At 65.8% G+C, this 10904-nt stretch carries 10 protein-coding genes; 4 read left to right on the top strand and 6 right to left on the bottom strand.

Going from position 1 to position 10904, the window contains the following annotated elements; genetic code table 11:
• Nucleotides 1-497 (top strand): PhzF family phenazine biosynthesis protein (locus WAW17_RS30185; RefSeq protein WP_422336524.1); only part of this gene is annotated, 497 nt, incomplete at its 5' end.
• Here the strand turns inward: WAW17_RS30185 and WAW17_RS30190 are convergent.
• Nucleotides 483-1202, bottom strand: coding sequence for a hypothetical protein (locus WAW17_RS30190; protein WP_422336525.1), 720 nt, complete (start codon nucleotides 1200-1202; stop codon nucleotides 483-485). The two genes, WAW17_RS30185 and WAW17_RS30190, sit on opposite strands and share 15 nt — an antisense overlap.
• Nucleotides 1203-1220: 18 nt before the next feature.
• On the opposite strand from WAW17_RS30190, the gene WAW17_RS30195 reads away from it, so the two are divergent.
• On the top strand, nucleotides 1221-1490 hold the full coding sequence (locus tag WAW17_RS30195) for a hypothetical protein (RefSeq protein WP_422336526.1): 270 nt from the start codon (nucleotides 1221-1223) through the stop codon (nucleotides 1488-1490).
• On the opposite strand, the gene WAW17_RS30200 is transcribed toward WAW17_RS30195, so the two are convergent.
• Both WAW17_RS30200 and WAW17_RS30205 read right to left on the bottom strand, forming a co-directional pair.
• On the bottom strand, nucleotides 1487-2713 hold the full coding sequence (locus WAW17_RS30200) for an aspartate aminotransferase family protein (RefSeq protein ID WP_422336527.1): 1227 nt from the start codon (nucleotides 2711-2713) through the stop codon (nucleotides 1487-1489). The two genes, WAW17_RS30195 and WAW17_RS30200, sit on opposite strands and share 4 nt — an antisense overlap.
• 90 nt (nucleotides 2714-2803) lie before the next feature.
• Nucleotides 2804-3847 carry an alpha/beta fold hydrolase gene (locus tag WAW17_RS30205; RefSeq protein ID WP_422336528.1) on the bottom strand — a complete coding sequence of 348 codons (1044 nt, stop codon included), beginning with the start codon at nucleotides 3845-3847 and terminating at the stop codon, nucleotides 2804-2806.
• A gap of 185 nt (nucleotides 3848-4032) precedes the next feature.
• Between WAW17_RS30205 and hrpA the strand changes: the two genes are divergently transcribed.
• The gene (gene hrpA / locus WAW17_RS30210) at nucleotides 4033-7920 is read left to right on the top strand and encodes an ATP-dependent RNA helicase HrpA (protein WP_422336529.1); all 3888 of its coding nucleotides are present in this window, start codon (nucleotides 4033-4035) and stop codon (nucleotides 7918-7920) included.
• Nucleotides 7921-7931: 11 nt separating this feature from the next.
• On the opposite strand, the gene nrdR is transcribed toward hrpA, so the two are convergent.
• Complete coding sequence (gene nrdR / locus WAW17_RS30215; protein WP_422336533.1) at nucleotides 7932-8396, bottom strand: transcriptional regulator NrdR; 465 nt, start codon at nucleotides 8394-8396, stop codon at nucleotides 7932-7934.
• 180 nt (nucleotides 8397-8576) lie between these two features.
• Nucleotides 8577-9074, bottom strand: a complete 498-nt coding sequence (locus WAW17_RS30220) for a LysM peptidoglycan-binding domain-containing protein (RefSeq protein WP_422336530.1) — start codon at nucleotides 9072-9074, stop codon at nucleotides 8577-8579.
• 247 nt (nucleotides 9075-9321) lie between these two features.
• Between WAW17_RS30220 and lexA the strand changes: the two genes are divergently transcribed.
• Nucleotides 9322-10059, top strand: a complete 738-nt coding sequence (gene lexA / locus WAW17_RS30225; RefSeq protein WP_422336531.1) for a transcriptional repressor LexA — start codon at nucleotides 9322-9324, stop codon at nucleotides 10057-10059.
• 75 nt (nucleotides 10060-10134) lie between these two features.
• On the opposite strand, the gene WAW17_RS30230 is transcribed toward lexA, so the two are convergent.
• Nucleotides 10135-10904, bottom strand: a 770-nt coding sequence (locus tag WAW17_RS30230) for an acyl-CoA dehydrogenase family protein (protein ID WP_422336532.1), incomplete at its 5' end; no start/stop codon positions are given.

Here is a 10904-nt window from a genome sequence, read left to right on the forward strand (position 1 = left end):
CCTCGATCTACACCCCTACCCGCGAACTCCCCTTCGCGGGGCATCCCACTGTCGGCTTGTCGTGGTGGCTGTCCGAGCGGGGCGCCACGGTCTCCTCTCTCGACGTTCCCGCGGGACTCGTCGCCACCAGGCGGTCCGGTGATATCACCTGGGTTCGCGCCCGAGCCGATTGGGCGCCCGAGTTCTCGCTGTATCCGATGAACTCCGTGCGTGAGGTGGAGACAGCGGATCCGAAGAAGTTCGGCGAAGGCCACCACTACGTCTGGGCGTGGAGCGACAAGGTCGAACATTCCATCCGAAGCCGGATGTTCGCGCCCGACCTGGGGATTGCCGAGGACGAGGCCACCGGAGCGGCAGCAGTCCGGATCACCGAGCACCTCCGCCACGCACTGTTGATCACTCAGGGAAAGGGTTCGCAGCTGCGGACCACCTACGATCCCGGGGGATGGATCGAGGTCGGTGGACGCGTTCGTCCGGAGAAATCACGCACTCTCTGAGGCCGATCGCTTGTCCCGTCCCGCCGCGAGATCCGCATCACCGAGGACGACCTCGATCTCGTCGCCCAGAGCAATACCGGGAACGAGCGGCAATCGGTCCCCGCTCCAGAACTTGCCGGGGTCGTACCAACTGGTCCGGCGGCGCGGGCTGAGCAGACCCATTTCCTCGTACGTCGTGGCCACCACCTCGGCGCAGTAGGCACTTTCGAGGCTCGCCGACTGACCCCCATTGCGGCGCCGACGACCGGCCAGCCGCCCTCCGAACCATCGCGATGCGAGTGTCGCGGTCGACGGAAACGGTGTCCCGTCCAGCCGGGCGATCGTGCGCAACAGCGCGTCTTCCTGCTCCCGGGTCACCGGTGCGTCGAGCTGGCGCAGCCATCCGCGCTGCCCGTAGCGCGCGCCCCACACCTGAACCGCGTCACGGAGGTCGTGGAGCTGAACACCGCGTTGGAATCGGCCGGTCCACATGTCCTGCAAGGAATGTCCGAGTTCCGCGTGCCACATCAGCGGCGGCAGGTCATCGAGCACCACCGCCATACCCACGTGGTTGACCGGACTGTTGGTCAGAGTCTGAATGGCCCGATCCGACCGGGAAGCCCCGCGGAAGATCCAGATGTCCCCGGTACGGGTCACCTCCACCGCGGCATCGAGGGCGATCCGCGAACCGTGGTGTCGTGCGTCCGAATACCCTCGCGTGTCCATAGGACCTAGCCTAGGACGATGCGATCTCAGGGCAGACAGTGGTGGAAACTCGTCGGGCTCGCCGGCGTGGTGGGCGTAGCGGCGACCGGTGTTCTCACGGTGAGGGCCGATAGACGGCGCAAGGCCTACACGCCCGACGAGGTGCGCGATCGACTCCACGAACGCTATACACGCGCGTACGCGGCACGTGACGGGCAGAAGGAGATCTCACTGACCCCGCCGACCACTTGCGAGCGGCTCTCCGTTGCACTGCGCCGCGTCCGCGGATCGATCCGGAAGTCGGACTAGCCGAGGGCCCTGCGGATCCCGTCGGCGAGCGACGCCACCTGATCGTCCGTCATCACGAACGACGGCGAGATCTGCATGGCACCCTGACCGGCGGCACGTCCCGAAATCCCGTACTCCCGAAGGGTGTTCACGAACGGCAGGGCCTCCGCAGGGTCGGCGAGCTGAACCGCGGCCACCGCACCCAGACCGCTGCGCACTTCCTCGACTCGCGGATGATCGGCGAGCGGAGCCAGATGCTCGTGCAACGAGGACTCGAGCCGCTTCGATTCCGCGAGGAGATCCTCACGCTCGATGATGTCGAGGTTCGCGAGGGCAGCCGCTGCGGCACCCGCGTGCCCACCGTAGGTGTATCCGTGCCGCCACCAGACGCCACCCGAGAAGAACGGTTCGGCCACCCGCGGAGCGATGAAGACCGCGCCCATCGGGACATAACCCGAGGTCAAACCCTTCGCAGTCGTCATCATGTCGGGCTGGAGGTCGAAGCGCGACGACGCGAACCACTCACCACCGATCCTGCCGAATCCGGTGACCACCTCGTCGACGACGAACAGGATGTCGTGCTCGCGGCAGATGTCACGGACCTCGGTGAGATAACCGTCGGGGGGAAGGTACACACCGCCCGCCCCGATGATGGGCTCGCAGAAGAAGGCTGCGATCTTGTCTGCACCCAACTTCTCGATGAGCTCGAGCAGGCTCTTCGCGTCGTCCCATGTCACCGTCGCGGTGTCCTGCATCAACTCGCCGTAGCCCTCGCGGTTCACCGCGATTCCGGCCAGAGCGGTTCCGGCGACGTGCATGCCGTGATATGCCTTCTGCCGGCCGACCACGATCGTCTTGGCGGGCTTACCCATCTCGTGCCAGTACCGGCGGGCCAGCTTCGCCGCCGTGTCGACCGAATCCGAACCGCCGGAAGTGAAGAAGATCTTGCTACCCGGCACCGGCGCGAGTCCGGCAAGCCGCGTTGCCAGTGTCGCGGTGGTCTCGGGCACGAAGTCCCCGAAGTTCGAGAAGTGCGCCAGCTTCCGGAGCTGCTCCGCCACCGCGTCGGCAATTTCCGCACGCCCGTGGCCGACGTTGGTGAACCACAGGCCCGCCGTCGCATCGAGATAGCGGTTGCCCTGGTCGTCCCAGATGTAGGCCCCCTCGCCGCGGGACACCACGAACGCGCCCTTTCGCTCGATCGAACCCATATCCGCAAACCCGTGCCACAGCGCCGAAGCCATGCCCGTCCCTTCATGTGATCCGCCCCCCGCGACTATAGCCACGTACACGGATGCACGATCTGTCCGACTCCGTGGCGGGCGGTCAGTCGGTCAGCGGCGCCGACAGAGGCCCTGCCGGACGCGGGAGATCCAGCACCGAGCACGCCCGACGTGTCGGATGGCGGCCTCGACGATGTCCGTCCACACGGTGGGCGCAGGGAGCGTCTCGACCGATCTGGTGAGAAGGCGATCGAGAGCCTCCGAGACGAGCTGCGAACGCTCGAGGTGCACCATGTGCCCTGCGCCCGGCACCTTCACGAGCTCCGCGTCGGGCAACTGCTCCGCGATGCTCGTCGAGTAGCGGATCGGAGTCATGAGGTCCCGGTCACCGCACAGCACCAGTGTGGGGATCGGCGCCAGCAACGGCACCGCCGCCGTCTCGTCGTGATTCTTGAACGAGGGGAGGAAGTCGACCAGGGTCTTCAGCGGCGTGTCGTTGATCATCTGTTCGGAATGCCACATGATGGCCGGACTGATGGTCCGGTCACCGAAGGACGCCGACCTCAGAATCGGCGCCAGGACCCTCTTCCCGGCGCCGCGGCCGCCCTGCACGACTCTCGGCAGCGCGCGGGCAGCCGTACTGAAACCCGCAACGACCGGGGTGTTCAGGGTTCGGGTGAGGCCCGTCTCACCCAGTGCTCCCGCAGCGGTCGCGATCAGCCCGACACCGACCACACGGGAACCGATGAGGTCCGGATGCTGCCCGGCGTACGACAGCACGGCCATGCCGCCCATGGAGTGACCGACGAGCACGATCGGGCCGTCCGGCACGAGCACACGGAGCACGGCATCCAGGTCGCGCGCCAACTGAGGGATCGTGCAGCTGGTGCGGCGAGGAACTCCGGAATCGCCGTGACCACGCAGGTCGAAGAAGACCATCCGGATCGTGCGGCCCCACGTCCGTTCGAGCTGGACCCGCTGGAAATGCCAGCCGGTCATCCGGTTGCAGAAACCGTGCACGAAGACCACCGTCAGCGGGGCATACGCCGGTCCCACCTCACGTACCGCCAGCGGGACACCGTCGTCGGCAGCGACCACGCCGCTGCGCGCCCGGCTGAGCAGGTCGAAGTCCTCACCCGCGAACTCGTCGAACATGTTCTCCCCACCGTTGTCATGACACGGCCGCCCGTGCCGACGTCGGTCGTCCTGGAGGATAACGCGGCGAGCGCGCACGGTGAGCGTGACCTCGGTCCCTCCCGGCCCTCGCCGTGACGACGACCTGCGCCGAGACGTCCCGGCGCGCAGCGCGACGCAGCAGGTTGGCTAGGCTGGTCACCAGCATGTCCACCACATCACCCAGCCGACAGGAACTGAAGTCCGGCCTCGGCGAACTCACGTTGCGCGACGAACACCGGCTACGCCGGCGGCTGGATCGCGCGCGCACCCCGCAGGCGCTGTCGTCGCTGTCCGGCGAGATCACCGCTGCCCGCGCACGCATCGACCGGCGACGGGCGAGCGTGCCCACTGTGGACTACCCCGACACCCTGCCGGTGAGCCGGCGCCGCGACGACATCGCGGCCGCGATCTCCGAACACCAGGTGGTCATCGTCGCGGGCGAGACGGGCTCGGGCAAGACCACGCAGATCCCGAAGATCTGTCTCGAGCTCGGTCGGGGTGTCCGCGGACTCATCGGGCACACCCAGCCGCGGCGCCTGGCGGCGCGGACGGTCGCCGAGCGGATCGCCGAGGAACTCCACAGCGAACCGGGTGACACCGTCGGCTATACCGTCCGTTTCACCGACCAGGTGTCCGAGGGCACCCTCGTCAAGCTGATGACCGACGGCATTCTGCTGGCGGAGATCCAGCGCGACAAGATGCTGCGCCGCTACGACACCCTGATCATCGACGAGGCCCACGAACGCAGCCTCAACATCGATTTCATCCTCGGATATCTGCGTCAGCTACTCCCCCGCCGTCCCGACCTCAAGGTCATCATCACCTCGGCCACCATCGATCCCGAGCGGTTCGCCCAGCACTTCGCCGTCGACGGTGTGCCCGCACCTATCGTCGAGGTCTCCGGACGCACGTTCCCCGTAGAGATGCGTTATCGCCCGCTCACGATCGAAGTGGGCGATCAGACCTTCGATCGAGATCCCGTCGACGCGGTGTGTGAGGCGGTCGAAGAACTGTCCGCAGAGGGTGACGGAGACATCCTGGTCTTCCTGTCCGGCGAACGGGAGATTCGTGACACCGCAGATGCTTTGCGTGACAAAAGGTTACGTGGAACCGAGATCGTCCCCCTCTACGCCCGCCTGTCCGCGGCGGAGCAGCACAGGGTGTTCAGCGCCCACACCGGTCGACGGGTGGTCCTGTCGACCAACGTGGCCGAAACCTCGCTCACGGTGCCGGGCATCCGCTACGTGGTGGACCCGGGAACTGCCCGCATCTCCCGATACTCGGTGCGCACCAAGGTTCAGCGCCTCCCGATCGAGCCGGTCTCCCAGGCCTCGGCCCGCCAGCGCTCCGGGCGTTGCGGCCGGGTCGCCGAGGGTATCTGCATCCGGCTGTACTCGGAAGAAGACTTCGAATCCCGGCCGGAGTTCACCGAACCGGAGATCCTGCGCACCAACCTTGCCTCCGTGATCCTGCAGTTGACCGCGCTCGGTCTCGGCGACATCGCCACATTCCCCTTCGTGCAACCGCCCGACCCTCGGGCCATCCGCGACGGAATCGGCCTACTCGAAGAACTCGGTGCCATCGAACGCGCGCCGCAGGGCGAACTACCCACGCTCACGGCGGTCGGGCGCGAACTCGCGCAGATTCCGGTCGACCCGCGGATGGCGAGGATGCTCGTCGAGGCCCACCGGAACGGGTGTCTCGCCGAAGTGCTCGTCATCGTCTCGGCGCTCTCGATCCAGGACGTGCGCGAGCGGCCCGCCGAATTCCAGCAGGCCGCCGATGAGAAGCACGCCCGCTTCAACGTGGAGAACTCCGACTTCCTCGCATACCTCCAGCTGTGGAAATACCTCCGCGAACAACGCAATGACCTGTCTTCCAACCAGTTCCGAAAGATGTGCCGCAACGAGTTCCTGCACTGGCTCCGCATCCGGGAATGGCAGGATCTACACGGTCAGCTCCGCCAGATCACGCGCGGGCTCGGGTGGGAGGTCACCGACACCGCCGCGAGCGAGGCCTCGATCCACCAATCCCTCCTGGCCGGTCTGTTGTCCCACATCGGTCTTCGCGAGGGTGACAAACGTGACTTCCTCGGCGCCCGGGGCAGCCGGTTCGCGATCTTTCCCGGATCGAGCCTGTTCAAGAAGCCCCCGCGCTGGGTGATGGCCGCGGAACTCGTGGAGACGTCGCGGTTATGGGCCCGGATGTCCGCCGGAATCGAACCCGAATGGGCCGAGAAGCTCGCCCCTCACCTGATCAAACGCACGTACTCGGAACCACATTGGTCTTCGAAACGCGGATCCGCCATGGCCTACGAGAGGGTCACGCTCTACGGGGTTCCCCTCGTCGCGCGGCGAGAGGTCACCTACAGCTCCATCGACCCCGAGACGTCTCGAGAGCTCTTCATCCGCCATGCACTCGTGCAGGGCGAATGGCACACCCAGCACAAGTTCTTTCACGACAACCGTGCGCTTCTCGAGGATGTCGAAGAGCTCGAGCATCGCGCCCGGCGACGCGACATCCTCGTCGACGACGACACCCTGTACGACTTCTACGATCAGCGGGTGGGCGCCGAGGCCGTGTCCGCACGCCACTTCGATTCGTGGTGGAAGGTGACGCGCCGTAAGACGCCCGACCTGCTCACTTTCACCCAATCGACGGTGGTCAACGCGGATTCCGCCGTGGTGCTCGGCGGTGAGTACCCGGATGCCTGGCGCCAGGGCGAGATCCAATTCCCGCTCACGTATCAGTTCGAGCCCGGCAAGGAGGAAGACGGCGTCACAGCCCGCATCCCGGTCGCTCTCCTGGCGGGGGTGCGGCCGGTGGGATTCGACTGGCTGGTACCCGGAATGCGGGTGGAGCTGGTGACCGCGCTGATCAAGACTCTTCCCAAGACGGTTCGCCGACAGGTCGTCCCCGCACCGGACTTCGCCGCCGCAGCTCTCGCCGCGGTGAAACCTCGCTCCGAACCACTCGTCACGGCGATGGCGCGCGAGCTGTCCCGCCTCGGTGCGTGTCGTATCGACCCCAAGGATTTCGACGTCACCGCACTCCCCGACCATCTCCGGATGACGTTCGCGGCCGTCGACGAAGGCGGGAAGGTCCTCGGGCGCAGCAAGGATCTGGCGGGCCTGCGCGCAGCGCTGGCACCACGCGTGCAAGTGGAGGTCGCGAAGGCCGCATCCAATGCGGAACGGCCGCCGGCGCTCACGTGGACGATGAAGACACTGGGTGCTCTCGATGCCACCGTAACGCGCAAGATCGGTGGACAGACGGTCACCGGTTATCCCGCTCTGGTGCCGGAAGGTGACGGTGTCGCCGTCCGTGTACTCAGTACGCCGGCCGCTCAACGCGCCGCGATGCTCGCGGGCACACGGCGCCTCCTACTCGCGGCTGTTCCCACACAGGCCAAGACGCTCATCTCAGGACTGAGCAATGCCCAGCGTCTCGCGCTGGGCCAGAACCCCGATGGCAGTCTCGACGCCCTCATCGACGATTGCCGCGCCGCTGCGGCGAACCAGTTGATCGCGACCCAGGGAACAACAGTGCACACGCCGCAGGAGTTCGATGCACTCGTCGCGAAGGCGCGGTCGCAGTTGGCGCGGGAAGTGGCGGTGCTCCTCCGGCAGGTCGCACCGATCCTCGAAGAAGATCATCGACTCTCCGTCATCCTCGAACGATCCGGCGGCGAGCCGTTCGACGACGTGCGGGAACAGCGGGCATCGCTGTTGTTCCCCGGTTTCGTGACCGACACCGGCACCACCCGTCTGCGCGAGCTTCCGCGCTACCTTGCGGCTGCCGTTGCCCGCCTCCAGGCGCTTCCCGGGAGTGCGCTTCGGGACCGGAAGGGAATGGACGTGCTGGACCGCATCTATGCGGCGTACGACCGCATGCTGTCGGGACTACCGGAGGAACGTCACCATTCGCCCGAGGTCGATGCGATTCACTGGATGATCGAAGAACTTCGCGTCAGTCTCTTCGCGCAGACGCTCGGAACGCCCACCCCGGTATCGGAGAAGCGCGTCCTCGCCGCGATTGCCAAAGTTCGCTGACAGCGCGCAGGTCAGGCCTCGTCGAGGGACTCGCGATGCGCCCGCAACTCCTTGATCTCACGCTCGAAGTCTTCTGCGGAGCTGAACGACCGGTACACGGAGGCGAAGCGAAGGTACGCCACCTCGTCCAGGTCGCGTAGCGGTCCGAGTATGGCGAGCCCGACCTCGTTGCTGGGGATCTCGGCTGATCCTGATGCGCGAACAGCATCTTCGACCTGTTGCGCAAGGAGATTCAACGCATCGTTGTCGACCTGCCGGCCCTGGCAGGCACGGCGTACTCCCTGCACCACCTTTTCCCGGCTGAACGGCTCGGTGACCCCACTCCTCTTCACCACAGACAACACAGCAGTCTCGACGGTGGTGAACCTGCGGCCACACTCGGGGCACGAGCGGCGCCTCCGAATGGCCTGCCCTTCGTCCGCTTCACGCGAATCGACCACACGCGAATCGGGGTGCCGGCAGAACGGGCAGTGCATGGCGATTCCTTCGTCGTAGCCGTCGTGGTCGCGACTGCGCGCCTCCCCTGACAGCGAACCGGCGAATGCGGATTCACGCTGCGGATGCACGATCTCGTCTCGACCACTGGAAGTGGTGGAACTGACAGCATCCGAGACTACTCGTTCGCGTGAAAAGACGATCATGCAGCGCCACCACGATCAGCGAGATGCGATCGAAGGAACGATCAGGCTCTGGCCGGGGTACACGGCCGAGTTCGACATGGCGTTGAGCCTCATGATGTGGTCGATCACCTGTTCAGCGGGCAAGTCCGGTGAGAGGCGGGCGGCCACCGCAGCGAGGCTGTCGCCGGACTCGACCTGAATCACCTCCGTGGCCCCCGACGCTCCGGGCCCATCCGTGGTCGCGAGCTGCGCGATCCCGAGTAGCCCGCACAACACCGCCGCCGTGATCACGACGGAAGCGAGGACCATTCGCCAGCTCACGTCTACGGTGTCCCGCTCGTGGTCGGCTCGGGAGACTCCCACGTAGGAGCCGCGGTGCGTGACCGATCCGGGCGCCGGACGCCGGACGTCCCGATCGGTCCTCGGGACCACGCGCCGACGCGGGGTGGTGCGAGACGACCCTCCCATGCCAGCCCGGCCCAGTGCTGCCTGCTGTTCGACAAGTGCCTGCCGAGGGAGAACTGCGTTGCTCATCGGAACCTCCGGTGGTCTGTCGGATCGATCATGCCAGGTGTTCGATCACGCGTTCGAAAGAACACATGTTCGATTTCTACCACGACCCTCCGACAAAGTCTTCGATTCCGACGACACGTGTCGAACAGATGTTTGAAACTGCGCGAGAAGCGGACTAGATTCCTGTCATACGGCACAGCAGCCACACAGGACCCATACCGCACAGAGCACTACCTCGCGGAATTTACACAGACGGAGGCACCTCGCCATGAAGGACGACAGCTCGACCGATGGTTCGACTCCACACGGGAGCGGTGGGGCCACCGCCGGGTTGACCGACCGGCAGCGGCGGGTCCTCGAGGTGATCCGCACCTCGGTCAACGAACGCGGCTACCCACCCAGCATTCGTGAGATCGGCGACGCGGTGGGCCTCACGTCCACGTCCTCCGTTGCCCATCAGTTACGGACCCTCGAGCGCAAGGGTTTCCTCCGCCGCGACCCCAATCGTCCGCGCGCCGTCGACGTGCGCGGCCTCGAAGAGGTAGCTGCCGGGGCCGCGGCGAACGCCCGGGCAGTCGCCGGACGGATCGGGACCGTTGCCCTCGCTGGATCCGGCGAGGCAACATTGCCCGAACCGACCTTCGTCCCGGTCCTCGGCCGCATCGCGGCGGGCGGCCCGATTCTCGCCGAAGAAGCCATCGAAGACGTCTTCCCCTTGCCCCGCGAACTTGTCGGTCAGGGCTCGCTGTTCCTGCTGAAGGTCGTCGGCGAATCGATGATCGATGCGGCGATCTGTGACGGCGACTGGGTGGTGGTCCGTCAGCAGAACGTAGCGGAGAACGGCGACATCGTCGCCGCCATGATCGACGGCGAGGCCACGGTGAAGACGTTCAAACGCACCGAGAACGAGGTGTGGCTGATGCCGCACAACGCCCTCTTCGATCCCATTCCCGGCAACGACGCGGTCATCCTGGGAAAGGTCGTCACCGTAATGCGGAAGATCTGACAGCAGGCGCTCACACGGAAAGAGCCCGCGGCATTGCCGCGGGCTCTTATTCGCTTCGCTTTGTGCGGCGACGTCTCAGAGGTTGAGACCGCGACCGATGATCTCTTTCATGATTTCCGTCGTTCCACCGTAGATGGTCTGCACACGAGAATCCATGTACGCCTTGGCGATCGGGTATTCCTTCATGTAGCCGTAGCCGCCGTGGAGTTGCAGGCAACGGTCGATGAGCCGAACCTGAGCCTCCGTGGTCCACCACTTGGCCATGGCAGCTTCCTGCACGGACAGCTTCTCGTCGTTGAGGAGCTCGATGAACTTGTCGACCATGATGCGGGCCGCCGTGGTCTCGGTCGCGAGTTCGGCGAGCACGAACCGCGTGTTCTGGAAGCTTCCGATCGACTTGCCGAACGCCTTGCGGTCGCGGCAGTACTGGATCGTCATGTCGAGCGCGGACTCCATGGCGGCAGCCGCGACCACAGCGATCGAGAGGCGTTCCTGCGGAAGGTTCTTCATCAGGTAGATGAAGCCCATCCCCTCTTCGCCAAGAAGGTTGGCGGCAGGGACGCGCACGTCGGTGAAGCTCAACTCCGCGGTGTCCTGAGCCTTCATCCCGATCTTGTCGAGGTTGCGACCGCGTTCGAAACCTTCCATGCCACGCTCGACCACCAGGATGCTGAATCCCTGTGCACCCTTGTCGGGGTCGGTGCAGGCAACCACGAGCACGAGGTCTGCATTGATACCGTTCGTGATGAACGTCTTGGATCCGTTGAGCACCCAGTCGTCGCCGTCGCGCACGGCGCGTGTCTTGATGCCCTGCAGGTCGCTGCCGGTACCGGGCTCGGTCATGG

The sequence above is a fragment of the Rhodococcus sp. (in: high G+C Gram-positive bacteria) genome (assembly GCF_049286785.1).
GTDB lineage: Bacteria > Actinomycetota > Actinomycetes > Mycobacteriales > Mycobacteriaceae > Rhodococcus_F.

Excerpts from the sequence above, each read along its gene's own strand:
- WAW17_RS30220 (WP_422336530.1), bottom strand. The coding sequence starts at position 9,074 with ATGAGCAACGCAGTTCTCCCTCGGCAGGCACTTGTCGAACAGCAGGCA.
- hrpA (WP_422336529.1), top strand. The coding sequence starts at position 4,033 with ATGTCCACCACATCACCCAGCCGACAGGAACTGAAGTCCGGCCTCGGC.
- WAW17_RS30195 (WP_422336526.1), top strand. The coding sequence starts at position 1,221 with ATGCGATCTCAGGGCAGACAGTGGTGGAAACTCGTCGGGCTCGCCGGC.
- lexA (WP_422336531.1), top strand. The coding sequence starts at position 9,322 with ATGAAGGACGACAGCTCGACCGATGGTTCGACTCCACACGGGAGCGGT.
- WAW17_RS30205 (WP_422336528.1), bottom strand. The coding sequence starts at position 3,847 with ATGTTCGACGAGTTCGCGGGTGAGGACTTCGACCTGCTCAGCCGGGCG.
- nrdR (WP_422336533.1), bottom strand. The coding sequence starts at position 8,396 with ATGCACTGCCCGTTCTGCCGGCACCCCGATTCGCGTGTGGTCGATTCG.
- WAW17_RS30190 (WP_422336525.1), bottom strand. The coding sequence starts at position 1,202 with ATGGACACGCGAGGGTATTCGGACGCACGACACCACGGTTCGCGGATC.
- WAW17_RS30200 (WP_422336527.1), bottom strand. The coding sequence starts at position 2,713 with ATGGCTTCGGCGCTGTGGCACGGGTTTGCGGATATGGGTTCGATCGAG.